Raw genomic sequence first — 16032 nt, forward strand, 5'->3', positions numbered from 1 at the left:
CGCCGGCCTAGTTCCTCGCCCACGCGGGGGAGGCGCCCGCACCCCCGGCTCCCCCGCCCGGGGGAGCACCCGCCGCCACCAGGCCCGTCTCGTACGCGCAGATCACCGCCTGGATCCGGTCCCGCAGCCCCAGCTTCGCCAGCACGTTCCCGACATGCGTCTTCACGGTGTGGTCGCTCACCACCAGCTCCGCCGCGATCTCCGCGTTCGACAGGCCGCGCGCGAGCAGCAGCAGCGTCTCCCGCTCCCGCGCGGTCAGCACGTCCAGGCGCGGATCGGCCCGCCGCGGTCCGCCCGGGGCCGGGGCCGGGGCCGAGGTGTACTGCTCCACCAGCCGCCGCGCCACCGTCGGCGCCAGCAGCGCCTCGCCCGCGGCGACCACCCGCACCGCGTGCACCAGGTCGTCACGGCGCACGTCCTTCAGGAGGAAGCCGCTCGCACCCGCGTGCAGCGCCTCGTACACGTACTCGTCGGTGTCGAAGGTCGTCAGGATCACCGTCCGGCAGGCCGACTCGGCGGAGACCGCCCGGCACGCCTCGATGCCGTCCATCACCGGCATCCGGATGTCCATCAGGACCACGTCGGGGGAGTGGCGGCGCACCGCCGCCACCGCCGCGGCGCCGTCGCCGGCCTCCGCGACCACCTCGATGTCCTCCTGGACGTCCAGGATCAGCGCGAAACCGCTGCGCACCAGCTCCTGGTCGTCCGCGACCACGACGCGGATCGTCATTCCCCCACCTCCAGCGGGAGCACCGCCCGCAGTTCGAAACCCCGCCCGTCCGGGCCGGGACCGGCCGACGCGGTGCCGCCGTGCGCGGCCGCGCGCTCGCGGACGCCCACCAGGCCGTGGCCGCCGGAACCCCCGGGCCGCGGCCCGCGCCCGTCGTCCGTCACCCTGACCTCCACCTCGTCCTTCCGGTACCCGAGGCGCACCGACACCGACCCGGCGCGCGCGTGCTTGACCACGTTCGTCAGCGCCTCCTGCACGATCCGGAAGACGGTCGCCCCGGTCGCGGCGGGCAGCGGACGCACGGCGCCCTCCGTCGCGTACCGCACGTCGAGGCCGCCGCCCCGCACCCGCTCGACGAGGCCGGGCAGCTCCGCGACGCCCGGCTGCGGGTCCCGGGGCGCGTCGGGCGTGCCCTCGTCGCGCAACACCCCGAGCATGCGGCGCAGTTGCACCATCGCGTCCCGGCCGGTCTCGGAGATCGCCTCGAAGGCCGCCTCCGCCCGCTCGGGCGCGGCCCGCACCGCGAGCGGACCGGCCTCCGCCTGCACGATCATCAGGCTCACCGCGTGCGACAGGATGTCGTGCATCTCCCGGGCGATCCGGGCCCGTTCGCGGGCCGCGGCCTGCTCCGCCTCCACCTCGTGCGCCCGCTGCCGGGCGTCCGCGAGCCGCCCGAAGGCGTAGGCGGCCCCGAACACGAAGAGGGAGAAGGAGAGTTCGCGCACCGACTGGGTGTTGAGCCACACCGACACCGGTACCGCGAAGAGGACCAGGACGCCCGCCGCGACGCGCTTTCGGAGCGGGGACAGCACGGCGATCGTGTAGAGGCTGAGCAGCCCGGTGTACGGCAGCGGCTGCCCCGGCCCCTCAAGGGCGAGCCTGTAGAGCGCACTGGTCGCCATGACGGCGAGCAGCACGGCCATCGGCGCCCGCCGGCGCCACACCAGCGGGACCACGGTGAGCGTCGTCAGCCCGTACGCCGGCCAGGTCGCCGGCTCCAGGTCGGGCGGGCGCGGCACCACGAACGGCATCGTCACCGCCGCCTGCACGAGCAGGGCGATGCCGATGTCCACGGCCCACGGATGAGCCGCCCACCACGACCTCAGCTCCCGAAGCGCCCGCGTGCTCCTGCCCCGTATCCCCTGTATCCCCCGTATACCCGTCAAGCCCCGTGTTCCCGTTCCCGTTCGTGTTCCCGCACGGAGACCAGCGCGTCGATCCGGTTGGTCGTGATCGAGTCGACCCCGTGGCGGATCAGCTTACGCATCCACCTGCGGGTGTCCGGCGTCCACACCGAGACCAGCAGGCCGTCCCGGTGCACCCGCTCCACCAGCTCCCGACTCGCGAGCCCGAAGCGGTAGTTGAGCCACCTCGGGCGCACCACGTCGAGCAGCACGGGCCGGGGCGGTGCCAGCGTGTTCCAGGTCAGCGCGATCTCCGCGCCCGGGTCGGCCGCCCGTACGTCCAGCATGGCCGCGCCGCCCGCGCAGTAGTAGACCCGCTCGCCCGCGCCGCACTCGCGGGCCGTGCCGACGATTTCGCGCACCGATGCCGCGTCAGCGCCCGGCAGGTCCAGCATCAGCCGGTGCGCGCCGGCCGCGACGAGCGCCTCCCGCAGCGTCGGCACCGCGCCGTAGGGGCCGTCCGCCGTCAGCTCCTTCACCTGGTTCACGGTGACGGAGGAGAGCGGGCGGTCGTGTCCCCACAGGCGCTTCAGGGTGTCGTCGTGCAGCAGCACGGGCACGCGGTCCTTGGTGAGCCGGACGTCGACCTCCACCGCGTCCGCGCCCCGCCGGAACGCCGACAGGATCGACGGGACGGTGTTCTCGCGGACGCGATAGGGGTCGCCGCGGTGGCCTACGACAGTGACGGGATCCATGACCCCATTCTGCTGGCGCGCGGTAGCCGGCAGCGGCTCAGCGCGCCAGCCACTGCTCCGTGTACGTGTCGATCTCCTCGGTCAGGCGGGCCTTGCCGGCCTCGTCGAGGAACGACGCCTCCACCGCGTTCTTCGCGAGCGCGGCCAGACCGCGCTCGTCCAGGCCGAGGAGACGGGCCGCGACCGCGTACTCGTTGTTCAGGTCGGTGCCGAACATCGGCGGGTCGTCGCTGTTGATCGTCACGAGCACGCCCGCGTCCACCATCTGCTTGATCGGGTGGTCCTCCAGGCGCTCCACCGCGCGCGTGGCGATGTTCGACGTCGGGCACACCTCCAGAGCGATCCGGTGCTCGGCGAGGTACTTCAGCAGCTCCGGGTCCTGGACCGAGCTGGTGCCGTGGCCGATGCGCTCCGCGCCCAGCTCGTGGATCGAGTCCCAGACCGTCTGCGGGCCCGTCGTCTCGCCCGCGTGCGGCACCGAGCGCAGACCGGCGGCGCGGGCCTTGTCGAAGTAGGGCTTGAACTGCGGGCGCGGCACGCCGATCTCGGGGCCGCCGAGGCCGAACGACACCAGGCCCTCCGGACGCAGGTCGACCGCCAGCCGCGCGGTCTCCTCGGCCGCCTCCAGGCCCGCCTCGCCGGGGATGTCGAAGCACCAGCGCAGCACGACGCCGAGCTCGGCCTCCGCCGCCTTGCGGGCGTCCTCGATCGCCGCCATGAACGCGCGCTCGTCGATGCCGCGGCGGGTGGAGCTGTACGGGGTGATGGTCAGCTCCGCGTAGCGGATGTTCTGCCGGGCCATGTCGCGGGCCACCTCGAAGGTGAGCAGCCGGACGTCCTCCGGGGTGCGGACGAGGTCCACGACGGAGAGGTAGACCTCGATGAAGTGGGCGAAGTCCGTGAACGTGAAGTAGTCGGCGAGGGCGTCCGGGTCCGTCGGAACCTTGGAGTCCGGGTGGCGGGCGGCCAGCTCGGAGACGATCCGGGGCGAGGCGGAGCCCACGTGGTGCACGTGCAGTTCGGCCTTGGGAAGCCCGGCGATGAAGGAATGCAGGTCGGTCATCGGGTCATGGTAGGCCGGGCCGCCCCGGCAGGGTCCGCGAAAAGAGGGAGGCCGTAGCATGGCGTGACCACGATGGGGGAGGCCCATGTCCGAGAACCATGACCAGCCGGTGGACCCGTGGGCTCCGCCGAACCAGGACGGCGTCGAACTGAGCAAGCCCGCGCCCGCGACGCCTCCGACGCCCGCGCCGAACGACGCGTCGGTGCACAACCAGCAGACCGTCGTCTCGATGCCCGGCGCGGAGCTCCCGCCGCCGCCCGTCGCGCCCGGCGGCGCCTTCGGCTACCCGACCCCGACCACCCCGCCGCCCGGCGCGGGGCAGCCCGGATACGGCTACCCGGCGCCGACGTCCGCCTACCCGAGCTACGGGGCCGGCGGCTACGGGCAGCCGGGCTACGGGCAGCCGGGCTGGGGCCAGCCGGCCCCGTCCAACGGCATGGGCACGGCCTCGATGGTGCTCGGCATCATCGCCGTCGCCGGCTTCTGCATGTGGGGCTTCGGCGCGCTGCTCGGCATCCTGGCGCTGATCTTCGGCATCATCGGCCTGAAGAAGGCCTCGCGCGGCGAGGCGACGAACCGGGGCATGGCGATCGCGGGGGTCGTCCTGGGCGCGGTCGGCATCCTGATCGGCGCCGCGTTCCTGGCGCTGATGATCTGGTCCATCAACCACGCCGACGACTCGCACTCGTCCTACGACGACGACCCGTTCGACACGAGCCTGGTGGTCGACGCACGGTAGTGCGCCGCGCGGGGGCGGGGACTCACCGCAGCCGCTCCCGCGCCTCCATCAGCGCGAAGCCCAGCAGGTTCAGGCCGCGCCAGCGCTCCGGGTCGGTCGCGCGCGGGTCGTCCGCCGCCAGGCCGATGCCCCAGATGCGGTCCAGCGGGCTGGCCTCGACGAGGACCCGGCTCCCGGTGCCGACGAGGAAGGCCCGGAGCGACTCGTCGGACGCGAACTTGTGCACGCTGCCCTCGACCACGATCCCGTAGCGCCGCTGCTGCCAGACCGTCTCGTCGAAGCCGCGCACCAGACGGCCCGCCTTCTTCGCCTCGGCCGGGCTGCGGGCGGCGAGCGCCGCCCCGGCCGCCTCGGCGTCGCCGAAGAGCCTCGCCTTCTCGGCCATCATCCAGTGCTCCGCCGTCGCGTACCGCACGCCGTCCACCACGAACGGTGACGGCCACCACTGGCTCAGACAGCTCGCCGACAGCTGCCCGTCAGGGCGCGGCCGGTGGCCCCAGAAGTGCAGCCACTTCACCCTCTCGCCCCGTTTGACCTGCTCCTTCAGCACCTCAAGATCGCTCATGCACGCCACCTTTTCACCCGCCACTGACACTCCGTACGGCAATTTCCCGCCGCCCTCGACACATGGTCGACCGAATCCGTCGCGTAACCAAAAGGCAACAACGGAATCCCTTGTTGGACCTGAGGTGCTCTGTCAGGATCGGCACTCAACTCGAGCTGGAACAACGGAGAGCGTCATGGGCAACCGCTTCCAGGTGTCGGATCGCTTCGCGGACGGCGCGCAGTACATCGGGGGGCGGCTCCGCCCCGGAACCTCGGAGCAGGACCACACCGTCGTCGACCCGGCGACCGGGGACGGTGTCCACACCTACCGGCTCGCGTCCGCTCACGACGTGGACGAGGCCGTCGCGGCCGCCAGGGACGCCTTCCCGGAGTGGGCGGGCGCCACGCCCGGCGAGCGCTCCGAGGCGCTGCACCGGTTCGCGGGTGTGCTCGCCGAGCGTGCGGAGGACTTCGCCCGGGTCGAGTCGCTGCAGTGCGGCAAGCCCATCAAGCTGACGACCGAGTTCGACGTGCCGGGGACCGTGGACAACACGGCCTTCTTCGCGGGCGCCGCCCGGCACCTCCAGGGACAGTCGGCGGGCGAGTACAGCGGTGACCACACCTCGTACGTGCGGCGCGAGGCGATCGGTGTGGTCGGCTCCATCGCCCCCTGGAACTACCCGCTCCAGATGGCGGCCTGGAAGATCCTCCCGGCGATCGCGGCCGGCAACACGATCGTCCTGAAGCCGGCCGAGCTGACGCCGCTCACGTCCCTGATGTTCGCCCAGGCGGCGAGCGACGCCGGGATTCCGGACGGCGTCGTCAACATCGTCAACGGCGCCGGCCGGGTCGCCGGCGAGCACCTGGTCGGGCACCCGGACGTGGCCATGACCTCGTTCACCGGCTCCACGGGCGTCGGCAAGCGGGTCGCCGAGGTCGCCACCGCCACCGTCAAGCGGCTGCACCTGGAGCTGGGCGGCAAGGCTCCGTTCGTCGTCTTCGACGACGCCGACCTGGAGGCCGCCGCGCAGGGCGCCGTCGCCGCCTCCCTCATCAACAGCGGACAGGACTGCACGGCCGCCACCCGGGCCTATGTGCAGCGGCCGCTGTTCGACGCCTTCGTGGCGCGGGTCGCCGAACTCATGGAGACCGTGCGCCTCGGCGACCCGTTCGATCCCGCCACCGACCTCGGGCCGCTCGTCAGCCACGCCCAGCGCGACCGCGTCGCGGGTTTCGTGGAGCGGGCGCGGGGCTACGCGACCGTCGTCACCGGCGGCGAAGCCCCTGGTGGCGAGCTCAAGAACGGCGCATACTACCGACCCACCCTGATCACCGGCGCCGCCCAGGACAGCGAGGTCGTGCAGTCGGAGATCTTCGGACCGGTCCTGGTGGCCCTGCCCTTCGACGGCGACGACGAGGGCATCCGGCTGGCCAACGACACCCCGTACGGCCTCGCCGCCTCCGCCTGGAGCCGTGACGTGTACCGGGCGAACCGGGCCACCCGGGAGATCAAGGCCGGCTGCGTCTGGGTCAACGACCACATCCCGATCATCAGCGAGATGCCCCACGGCGGCTACAAGGCCTCGGGCTTCGGAAAGGACATGTCGGCCTACTCCTTCGAGGAGTACACGCAGGTCAAGCACGTGATGTACGACAACACGGCGGTGGCGGCCAAGGACTGGCACCGCACGATCTTCGGGGACCGATAGCACTCCGCCGCCCCGACCAGCGGCGACCGAACCCATCCCGAAAGGGCCCATCCCGAAAGGGCACAGCGCATGGAGCAGTACGAGTCCGACAGCTTGTCGGCCCCCCAGCTGGCGGCGATACGGCGCAGCCTCACGAGCGGCCGGGGCGCCCTCACCCGCCGCTCGATGCTGCGCGCCGGAGGCGTCGGCGCGCTCACCGTCGGCGGCTTCGCCTCCCTGAGCGCCTGCGGCATCCCGCCCGCCAAGCGGGAGGGCCAGGGGCCGGCGTCGACGGACTTCTCGGCCAAGGAGAAGACGGTGAACTTCTCCAACTGGACCGAGTACATGGACGTGAGCGACGACGAGAAGCACCGTCCGACGCTGGAGGCGTTCGCCAAACGGACGGGCATCAACGTCAAGTACACCGAGGACATCAACGACAACGTCGAGTTCTTCGGGAAGATCAAGCCGCAGCTCGCGGCCGGCCAGGACACCGGCCGCGACCTGATCGTCGTCACCGACTGGCTGGCCGCCCGCATCATCCGCCTCGGCTGGGCGCAGAAGCTCGACGCGGCCAACCTGCCGAACGCGTACGCCAACCTGTCGCCGCAGTTCCGCCGGCCCGACTGGGACCCGGGCCGCGCCTACACGTACCCGTGGACCGGCATCTCCACCGTCATCGCGTACAACCAGAAGGCGACCGGCGGGAAGAAGGTCGACTCCGTCACCCAGCTGCTCGACGACCCCGCGCTCAAGGGCCGGGTCGGCTTCCTGACGGAGATGCGCGACTCGGTCGGCATGACCCTGCTCGACATGGGCAAGGACCCCGGAAAGTTCACCGACGCCGACTACGACGCCGCCATCGGCCGGCTCCAGAAGGGCGTCGACAAGAAGCAGATCCGCCGCTTCACCGGCAACGACTACACGTCGGACCTGGACAAGGGCGACATCGCCGCCTGCCTCGCGTGGGCCGGCGACATCATCCAGCTCCAGGCGGACAACCCGGACATCAAGTTCGCGATCCCGGCGGCCGGCTACCTCACCTCCAGCGACAACCTGCTGATCCCGGCGAAGGCACGGCACAAGACCAACGCCGAGAAGCTCATCGACTACTACTACGAGCTCCCGGTGGCCGCGCAGCTCGCCGCGTACATCAACTACGTGTGCCCCGTCGACGGCGTGAAGGACGAGCTCGCCAAGATCGACCCGGAGCTCGCGAACAACACGCTGATCGTCCCGGACAAGGCGATGGCGAAGAAGTCGCACGCCTTCCGCTCGCTGAGCAGCGCCGAGGAGACGGCGTACGAGGAGAAGTTCGCCAAGCTCATCGGTGCCTGACCGGCCGCACGCCCTCCGCCTCCCCTTCACGAACCCCGGGATCTCACCCCATGACTGACAAGACTGCTCACACCGAAAAGAACACCGGCGGCGACGTCCGTCTCTCCGGCATCAGCAAGTCCTACGGCTCCTTCCACGCCGTGCGCCCGCTCGACCTGACGGTGCCGCAGGGCTCGTTCTTCGCCCTCCTCGGCGCCTCCGGCTGCGGCAAGACGACCACGCTGCGCATGATCGCCGGCCTGGAGGAGCCGACCACCGGCACCGTCTTCCTCGGCGACCGCGACGTCACCGACCTCCCGCCGTACAAGCGGCCGGTGAACACGGTCTTCCAGTCCTACGCGCTCTTCCCGCACATGAGCATCTTCGAGAACATCGCCTTCGGCCTGCGCCGGCGCGGCATCAAGTCGGTGAAGTCGCAGGTGGACGAGATGATCGAGCTCGTGCAGCTCGGCGAGCACGCCCACAAGAAGCCGCACCAGCTCTCCGGCGGCCAGCAGCAGCGCGTCGCCGTCGCCCGCGCCCTCATCAACCACCCGCAGGTGCTGCTCCTCGACGAGCCGCTCGGCGCCCTCGACCTCAAGCTGCGCCGCCAGATGCAGCTGGAGCTCAAGCGCATCCAGACCGAGGTCGGCATCACCTTCGTGCACGTCACGCACGACCAGGAGGAGGCCATGACCATGGCCGACCAGGTCGCGGTGATGAACGGCGGCCGGGTCGAGCAACTGGGCGCGCCCGAGGACCTGTACGAGAACCCGCAGACCACTTTCGTCGCCAACTTCCTCGGCACCTCGAACCTGATCGAGGCCGAGGTCGTCGAGACCGGCTCCGAGGTGATCGTCACGGCCGGCGGCGGCAAGCTCCGGCTGCCCGGCGACCGCTGTACGTCCGCCGTGCGCCAGGGCGGCAAGGTGCTCGTCGGCGTACGGCCCGAGAAGATCTCGCTGGCGCACGCCGACGACGCCGGCCGGATCCCCGACGGCCGCAACCGGGTCACCGGCCGGATCGCCGACTCGTCCTTCATCGGCGTCTCCACCCAGTACGTGGTGAACTCGCCGGCCGGCGCCGAGCTCCAGGTGTACGAGCAGAACATCGAGCGCGACTCCCGGCTCGTCCCCGGCGCCGAGGTCGTCCTGCACTGGAACCCGGCCCACACCTTCGGCCTCGACGCCAGCCAGGACATCGACGCGGGCGTCGAGACGGTGGAGGACGCCGCATGACCGCCACCCTCGTGAAGGAGGAGGCGGCGGCGCCGGCCGAGGAGCCGGCCGTCCGCAAGCCCTCCACCCGCAAGCGGCTCGTCCCGTACTGGCTGCTGCTGCCCGGCATCGTCTGGCTGCTCGTCTTCTTCGCGCTGCCGATGGTCTACCAAGCGTCGACGTCCGTCCAGACCGGCTCCCTGGAGCAGGGCTTCCAGGTCACCTGGCACTTCCAGACCTACTGGGACGCCTTCCAGGAGTACTGGCCGCAGTTCGTCCGCTCGCTGCTCTACGCCGGCACCGCCACGCTGCTCTGCCTGCTGCTCGGCTACCCGCTGGCGTACCTGATCGCCTTCAAGGCCGGGCGCTGGCGCAACCTCGTCCTCGTCCTCGTCATCGCGCCGTTCTTCACCAGCTTCCTCATCCGCACGCTGGCCTGGAAGACGATCCTCGCCGACGACAGCGTCGTGGTCTCCGCCCTGAACACCCTGCACGTCCTCGACGTCACCAACTGGCTCGGCTGGACCGAGGGCAGCCGGGTGCTCGCCACGCCGATGGCGGTGGTCTGCGGTCTCACGTACAACTTCCTGCCCTTCATGATCCTGCCGCTCTACACCTCCCTGGAGCGGATCGACGGCCGGCTGCACGAGGCCGCGCAGGACCTGTACGCCTCCCCGGCGACCACCTTCCGCAAGGTGACCTTCCCGCTGTCGATGCCGGGCGTCGTCTCCGGCACGCTGCTCACCTTCATCCCGGCGAGCGGTGACTACGTCAACGCCGAACTGCTCGGCTCCACCGACACCAAGATGGTCGGCAACGTCATCCAGTCGCAGTTCCTGCGGGTCCTGGACTATCCGACGGCCGCCGCCCTCTCGTTCATCCTCATGGCGATCGTGCTGCTCATGGTCACCGTCTACATCCGCCGAGCGGGAACGGAGGACCTGGTCTGATGCGTTGGATCCGACAGAACCTCGTCGTCATCGCGGGCCTGCTGACGCTCGCCTACATGATCCTGCCGAACGTCGTCGTGATGGTGTTCTCGTTCAACAAGCCGAACGGGCGCTTCAACTACGCGTGGCAGCAGTTCTCCCTGGACGCCTGGAAGGACCCGTGCGGCGTCGCCGACATGTGCGGCTCGCTGTCGCTGTCGCTGCAGATCGCCGCCTGGGCCACGCTCGGCGCCACGGTCCTCGGCACGATGATCTCGTTCGCGCTCGTCCGCTACCGCTTCCGGGCGCGCGGCGCGATCAACTCGCTGATCTTCCTGCCGATGGCGATGCCCGAGGTCGTCATGGCCGCCTCGCTGCTCACCCTGTTCCTCAACATGGGCGCGGAGCTGGGCTTCTGGACGATCCTCATCGCCCACATCATGTTCTGCCTGTCGTTCGTCGTGACGGCGGTCAAGGCGCGCGTGATGTCCATGGACCCGCGCCTGGAGGAGGCCGCGAACGACCTCTACGCGGGACCGGTGCAGACCTTCCTGCGGGTCACGCTGCCGATCGCGGCGCCCGGCATCGCGGCCGGCGCGCTGCTCGCCTTCGCGCTCTCGTTCGACGACTTCATCATCACCAACTTCAACGCGGGCTCCACCGTGACCTTCCCCATGTTCGTCTGGGGCTCGGCGCAGCGCGGAACCCCCGTTCAGATCAACGTCATCGGCACGGCGATGTTCGTCATCGCGGTACTGATGGTCGCGGCCGGACAGATCATTGCGAACCGGCGCAAGAAAACAGCAACAGCCTGAATGAGCGCCCGGCCGGCGGACGCCGCCGGCCGGGCACCGAAGGAGTTGGAAACCATGGCCCCAGTCGCCATGCGTCTCGCTGCACAATCTCTCTCCGACGCCCAGCCCGTCCCCTTCTGGCTGGAAGACCCCGGCAAGCCCCCGGCCCTGCCCGCCCTCACCGGCACCGAGCGGTGCGACCTGCTCGTCATCGGCGGCGGCTACAGCGGCCTGTGGACCGCGCTCCTCGCCAAGGAGCGCGACCCCTCCCGGGACGTCATGCTGATCGAAGGCCGCGAGGTGGGCTGGGCCGCCTCGGGCCGCAACGGCGGCTTCTGCGCCGCCTCCCTCACCCACGGCTTCGGCAACGGCCTCGCCCGCTGGCCCGAGGAGCTGCCGAAGCTGGAGCGCATGGGCGCCGAGAACCTCGACGCCATCGAGGCCACCGTCGCCCGCTACGGCATGGACTGCGACTTCGAGCGCACCGGCGAGATCGACGTGGCCACCGAGGCCTACCAGGTCGACGAGCTGCACGAGTGGTACGAGGAGGCGGACCGGCTCGGTCTCGCCGACGGCCTGGAGTTCCTGGACCGGGACGCGGTCCGGGCCGAGGTCGCCTCGCCGACCTTCCAGGGCGGCCTGTGGGACCGGCGCGGCGTCGCCATGCTGCACCCGGCGAAGCTGGTCTGGGGCCTCAAGCGGGCCTGCGCCGAGCTCGGCGTGCGGATCTTCGAGAACACCCCGGCGCTCGACCTGGTGTCGGCGGGCGGCGCCGGCGGCGGCATGGCCGTGCGCACCCCGTACGGCCGGGTCGCGGCCCGCAAGGTCGCCCTCGGCACCAACGTCTTCCCGTCGCTGGTCAAGCGGCTGCGGCACTACACCGTCCCGGTCTACGACTACGCCCTGATGACCGAGCCGCTCAGCCCCGAGCAGCTGGCCTCGGTCGGCTGGAAGAACCGGCAGGGCCTCGGCGACAGCGCCAACCAGTTCCACTACTTCCGCATCACCGCGGACCACCGCATCCTGTGGGGCGGTTACGACGCGGTCTACCGTTTCGGCGGCAAGGTGGCGGCCGAGATGGACCACCGCCCCGAGACGTATCTGAAGCTGGCCCAGCACTTCTTCACCTGCTTCCCGCAGCTGGAGGGGCTCCGCTTCAGCCACGCCTGGGGCGGCGCGATCGACACCTGCTCGCGCTTCTCCGCCTTCTTCGGCACCACGCACCAGGGCAAGGTGGCGTACGCGGCGGGCTACACGGGCCTCGGCGTGGGCGCGACCCGCTTCGGCGCGGACGTGATGCTGGACCTGCTGGCCGGGGAGCGCACCGAGCGCACCCGGCTCGGCATGGTCCGCTCGAAGCCGCTGCCGTTCCCGCCGGAACCGATCGCGTGGGCGGGCATCGGGCTGACCAAGTGGTCGCTCGCGCGGGCCGACGAGAACGGCGGCCGGCGGAACCTGTGGCTGAAGACGATGGACAAGCTGGGCCTCGGCTTCGACAGCTGAACCATGGCGATGTGATGCAGGTCACACTCCATGGAGGGTAAACCCGCGTCATAGCCACCGGGCCGCCTCCTCTCTCCGTGTGGACACCGCACCGGGCGGGTCCGCACGGAGAGGGGACTGTGACGATGAACGCTTCGGGGACCTCGGGCACGTCGGGAACGCCGGAGGCCAAGGCCGCGATGGAATGGCTGGCGTCGGCGGCGCGGGACCCCGACGCCTGCCGCTTCGAGTGGGAGCGCAACCCGCACGGTGTCGCCCTGCTGCCCGCCGGGCGCCGCTGGGACGTGCTGATCCTGCCGGCCGAGCTCGGCCGGCCCACCCTCGACGTCCTGACCCGCCTCGTCGACCGCCCCGGCCCCGTGCTCGCCGACTTCGGCGACGCCCGGATGGGCTTCTTCGTGCCGCCGGGCACCGCCGCCCGCTGGCTCGGCACCGGCGTGCGCGGCGCCGGCCGCGGCACCTGGATCGTCGTCCCCCACCCGGGCCGCGCGACCGGCGGAGTGCACTGGCTGGTGGCGCCGGACGCGGCGGGCACACTCACGGATGCCGCCCTGCTGGAGCTGGCGATGCACGAGGCGGCCGGCCGGCTCGCCCGCGGGGAGGGGGAGGCGGACAAGAGGTGAGGGCGGCGAGTTCAGCCGGAACTGCGGCGCATGCAGGTGGAGCCGACGAACAGGATCAGCAGCCCGAGGCAGAGACTCGCGAGCACGTCCAGCGGCCAGTGGTAGCCGCGCAGGACCAGTCCGGTGCCGGTCAGAGCCGTGAGCACGGCGGCGACCGGCACCAGGCGTCCGGACACCAGGAAGGCCGCGCCGAAGTACGCCACCATCGCCGTCGCCGTGTGGCCCGACGGGAAGTAGCCGTGCGCCCAGGGCTCCAGCGGCCCCGGGCGGGCCGTCCACTCCTTCAGGGGGACGACGAGGAGCGGCACGGCGGCCATGGCGAGGGCGGCCCGCAGGGCCTGGCCGCGGCGGCCGCGGCGGATCGCGTACGCCAGCGCGCAGGCCAGGACGGGGAGGGCGACCGTCATGTTGCCGAGGTCGGAGGCGGCCTCGCTCAGACCGCGCGGCACGGTGTCCACCAGGGCGCGGGAGACGCGCTCGTCGAGGCGGGTGAGGGGGCCGTGCACCAGGACCTGCCAGGTGGTGACGGCGAGGACGACGAGCGCCGAGAACGCAGCCGACCGCCCCGGAACAGGGGGGGTGGTTCCGGGGCGGTCGCCTTGACCGGGCTGCCGCGCGCCCCGGGGGGTGTGGGGCGGGCGGCCATCCGATCGGTGAGGAGTTCCGGAGCCCAGGGCTCCAGCGGTGTGCGCTGCGGCACGGTTCGGGCAGGGCTGGGGAGGCTCCGCCCGGGGTGTTTCTCTCATCTGTGGAAACCGTACGGCACGAAACGGGGGGCCGACAGCGGGAACTCCATCCCGCCATCGGCCCCCCACAGCTTCTTCACACGGAGTGTCAGAAGGTGCCGTCAGATCGTCAGATCGTGGCGAGCGCGGCCTCGATGACGTCCAGGCCCTCGTTGAGGAGGTCCTCGCCGATGACCAGCGGCGGCAGGAAGCGCAGCACGTTGCCGTAGGTGCCGCAGGTCAGGACGAGCACGCCCTCGTTGTGGCAGTACTTGGCGAGCGCGGCGGCGGCCTCCGGGGCCGGCACCTTCGTCGCCGGGTCCTTCACCAGCTCGATGGCGATCATGGCGCCACGGCCACGGATGTCACCGATGACCGGGAACTTCTCCTGCATCGCGGTGAGGCGGCCCTTCATGACCTCCTCGATGCGCTTGGCCTTGCCGTTGAGGTCGAGCTCCTTCATGGTCTCGATGGCGCCCAGCGCACCGGCGCACGCGACCGGGTTGCCGCCGTAGGTGCCGCCGAGGCCGCCACCGTGCACGGAGTCCATGATCTCGGCGCGGCCGGTCACGGCGGCGAGCGGCAGACCGCCCGCGATGCCCTTGGCGGTGGTGATGAGGTCCGGGACGATGCCCTCGTCCTCGCAGGCGAACCACTGGCCGGTACGGCAGAAGCCGGCCTGGATCTCGTCCGCGACGAAGACGATGCCGTTGTCGTTGGCGAACTTCACGATCGCCGGCAGGAAGCCCTTGGCCGGCTCGATGAAGCCGCCCTCGCCGAGGACCGGCTCGATGACGATCGCGGCGACGTTCTCGGCGCCGATCTGCTTGGTGATGTTGTCGATCGCCTGGGCGGCGGCCTCGGGGCCGCAGTTCTCGGCACCCGTGGGCCAGCGGTAGCCGTAGGCGACCGGGACGCGGTAGACCTCGGGCGCGAACGGGCCGAAGCCCTGCTTGTACGGCATGTTCTTCGCCGTCATGCCCATGGTGAGGTTGGTGCGGCCGTGGTAGCCGTGGTCGAAGACGACGACGGCCTGGCGCTTGGTGTACGAGCGGGCGATCTTGACCGCGTTCTCGACGGCCTCGGCGCCCGAGTTGAACAGCGCGGACTTCTTGGCGTGGTCGCCCGGGGTCAGCTCGGCGAGGGCCTCGCAGACCTCCACGTAACCCTCGTACGGGGTCACCATGAAACAGGTGTGGGTGAAGTCCTGCAGCTGCGCGGAGGCGCGGCGCACGACGGCCTCGGCGGAGGCGCCGACGGAGGTCACGGCGATGCCGGAACCGAAGTCGATCAGCAGGTTGCCGTCGACGTCCTCGATGATGCCGCCGCCGGCCCGCTTGGTGAACACCGGCAGCGTGGAGCCCACGCCACCGGCGACCGTGTCGAGGCGGCGGGCCTGAAGCTCCTGCGACTTCGGGCCGGGGATGGCGGTGACGACGCGCCGCTCCTGCGGGACAGCGTTCATGCGGGGCTCCTGGGATGTTCTGGACGCTCTTGCGGGTTTCCTCCGCAGGCTAGGCGCGGGGGAGGGGGTCGGGCATGCGCCGATCGGGAGTGGTGGCGGGTGGCTCGTTGTCCGAGATGGACATGGTGACCGCTTCCGCGGGGCTCGACGGCGCGGGGCGGCGCGGGGCCGGCGGACCGCCGGTGATCGGCCGAACGGGTGGGCGAAACCCCTCCGGGCGGGCCCGCGCCCACTAGATTGACGGTGGCACAGTTGCGGCGACCTGGCTGGTCAGGGGGCAGGGGTTCATGGAGACCGACGGCACGTACGAGTCGAGCGACACCCGGGGGACCGGGGCCGGGGTCCCCCACCCGGCCGCGCCGCCGCCGGACGACCTGCCCCCGGCCCCGCGGCAGGGCGCCGACCTGCCCCCGGCATCGCGGCAGGGCGGCGACCTGGCCCCGGCCCCGCCGCAGGGCGGCGGCGACCTGGCCCCGGCCCCGCCGCAGGGCGGCGGCGACCTGCCCCCGGCATCGCCCGGCGACGTGCCGCCGTCCCGGCCGCAGGCCGGCCAAGCGCCGTCGACCCCGTCGGTCCCGGCCCGCCCCCCGGCGCAGCCGGTCGTACCGCCGCCGCCCGTGCACGCGCCCGGGGCGTACGCGAGTGCGCCCCCGTCCGGCGCTCCCGCCTCCGACGGCCCCGCGTCCGGCGCGCCCGCCGGGCTGGGCAGCCCGTCCGCAGGCGGGCCGGCCGCGCCGCCCGCGCACGCGCCCGGCGTTCCGTCGTCCGCCGCGCCGCGCGCGGCCGTCGCCGAGTGGCTGGACGCGCCGCGGCC

At 71.8% G+C, this 16032-nt stretch carries 15 protein-coding genes and 1 pseudogene; 9 read left to right on the top strand and 7 right to left on the bottom strand.

Features of this window, described 5'->3' with window-relative positions:
* Window positions 1–7 precede the first annotated feature (7 nt).
* The 4 genes from ACWEJX_RS29420 to ACWEJX_RS29435 are packed head-to-tail and all read right to left on the bottom strand — an operon-like array spanning window position 8 to window position 3672.
* Window positions 8–730 carry a response regulator gene (locus ACWEJX_RS29420; protein WP_451610448.1) on the bottom strand — a complete coding sequence of 241 codons (723 nt, stop codon included), beginning with the start codon at window positions 728–730 and terminating at the stop codon, window positions 8–10.
* Window positions 727–1836 carry a sensor histidine kinase gene (locus tag ACWEJX_RS29425; protein WP_451610465.1) on the bottom strand — a complete coding sequence of 370 codons (1110 nt, stop codon included), beginning with the start codon at window positions 1834–1836 and terminating at the stop codon, window positions 727–729. The genes ACWEJX_RS29420 and ACWEJX_RS29425 overlap by 4 nt, the downstream gene beginning before the upstream one ends.
* A 56-nt stretch (window positions 1837–1892) precedes the next feature.
* Window positions 1893–2609: a glycerophosphodiester phosphodiesterase gene (locus tag ACWEJX_RS29430; RefSeq protein ID WP_451610449.1), complete on the bottom strand. Its 717-nt coding sequence runs from the start codon at window positions 2607–2609 to the stop codon at window positions 1893–1895.
* A gap of 37 nt (window positions 2610–2646) precedes the next feature.
* Window positions 2647–3672 carry an adenosine deaminase gene (locus ACWEJX_RS29435; protein WP_451610450.1) on the bottom strand — a complete coding sequence of 342 codons (1026 nt, stop codon included), beginning with the start codon at window positions 3670–3672 and terminating at the stop codon, window positions 2647–2649.
* An 85-nt stretch (window positions 3673–3757) separates the two neighbouring features.
* Here ACWEJX_RS29435 and ACWEJX_RS29440 point away from each other — a divergent pair, with 85 nt between their 5' ends.
* The gene (locus tag ACWEJX_RS29440; protein ID WP_451610451.1) at window positions 3758–4411 is read left to right on the top strand and encodes a DUF4190 domain-containing protein; all 654 of its coding nucleotides are present in this window, start codon (window positions 3758–3760) and stop codon (window positions 4409–4411) included.
* 22 nt (window positions 4412–4433) lie between these two features.
* Here ACWEJX_RS29440 and ACWEJX_RS29445 read toward each other — a convergent pair whose 3' ends face one another.
* Window positions 4434–4976, bottom strand: coding sequence for an NADAR family protein (locus tag ACWEJX_RS29445; protein WP_451610452.1), 543 nt, complete (start codon window positions 4974–4976; stop codon window positions 4434–4436).
* A 175-nt stretch (window positions 4977–5151) separates the two neighbouring features.
* Between ACWEJX_RS29445 and ACWEJX_RS29450 the strand changes: the two genes are divergently transcribed.
* The 7 genes from ACWEJX_RS29450 (at window position 5152) to ACWEJX_RS29480 (ending at window position 13028) form a co-directional block, all read left to right on the top strand.
* Complete coding sequence (locus ACWEJX_RS29450) at window positions 5152–6666, top strand: gamma-aminobutyraldehyde dehydrogenase (RefSeq protein ID WP_451610453.1); 1515 nt, start codon at window positions 5152–5154, stop codon at window positions 6664–6666.
* A gap of 69 nt (window positions 6667–6735) precedes the next feature.
* Window positions 6736–7983: a polyamine ABC transporter substrate-binding protein gene (locus ACWEJX_RS29455; protein ID WP_451610454.1), complete on the top strand. Its 1248-nt coding sequence runs from the start codon at window positions 6736–6738 to the stop codon at window positions 7981–7983.
* A gap of 50 nt (window positions 7984–8033) precedes the next feature.
* Window positions 8034–9200 carry an ABC transporter ATP-binding protein gene (locus ACWEJX_RS29460; protein WP_451610455.1) on the top strand — a complete coding sequence of 389 codons (1167 nt, stop codon included), beginning with the start codon at window positions 8034–8036 and terminating at the stop codon, window positions 9198–9200.
* The gene (locus ACWEJX_RS29465; RefSeq protein ID WP_451610456.1) at window positions 9197–10129 is read left to right on the top strand and encodes an ABC transporter permease; all 933 of its coding nucleotides are present in this window, start codon (window positions 9197–9199) and stop codon (window positions 10127–10129) included. Before ACWEJX_RS29460 ends, ACWEJX_RS29465 begins: the two co-directional genes overlap by 4 nt.
* Window positions 10129–10923, top strand: coding sequence for an ABC transporter permease (locus ACWEJX_RS29470; RefSeq protein ID WP_451610457.1), 795 nt, complete (start codon window positions 10129–10131; stop codon window positions 10921–10923). Before ACWEJX_RS29465 ends, ACWEJX_RS29470 begins: the two co-directional genes overlap by 1 nt.
* Window positions 10924–10977: 54 nt before the next feature.
* The gene (locus ACWEJX_RS29475) at window positions 10978–12405 is read left to right on the top strand and encodes an NAD(P)/FAD-dependent oxidoreductase (protein WP_451610458.1); all 1428 of its coding nucleotides are present in this window, start codon (window positions 10978–10980) and stop codon (window positions 12403–12405) included.
* Between the two features lie 125 nt (window positions 12406–12530).
* A complete protein-coding gene (locus ACWEJX_RS29480) occupies window positions 12531–13028 on the top strand; it encodes a hypothetical protein (RefSeq protein ID WP_451610459.1) in 498 nt (165 codons plus the stop codon).
* An 11-nt stretch (window positions 13029–13039) separates the two neighbouring features.
* On the opposite strand, the gene ACWEJX_RS29485 is transcribed toward ACWEJX_RS29480, so the two are convergent.
* Together ACWEJX_RS29485 and gabT are read right to left on the bottom strand one after the other, a co-directional pair.
* Window positions 13040–13774: a phosphatase PAP2 family protein gene (locus tag ACWEJX_RS29485; protein ID WP_451610460.1), complete on the bottom strand. Its 735-nt coding sequence runs from the start codon at window positions 13772–13774 to the stop codon at window positions 13040–13042.
* 109 nt (window positions 13775–13883) lie between these two features.
* Window positions 13884–15218: a 4-aminobutyrate--2-oxoglutarate transaminase gene (gene gabT, locus ACWEJX_RS29490; RefSeq protein WP_451610461.1), complete on the bottom strand. Its 1335-nt coding sequence runs from the start codon at window positions 15216–15218 to the stop codon at window positions 13884–13886.
* Between the two features lie 287 nt (window positions 15219–15505).
* On the opposite strand from gabT, the pseudogene ACWEJX_RS29495 reads away from it, so the two are divergent.
* Window positions 15506–16032: pseudogene (locus tag ACWEJX_RS29495) on the top strand (hypothetical protein); the annotation flags it as partial.

It is taken from the genome of Streptomyces sp. NPDC004788, assembly GCF_053601115.1.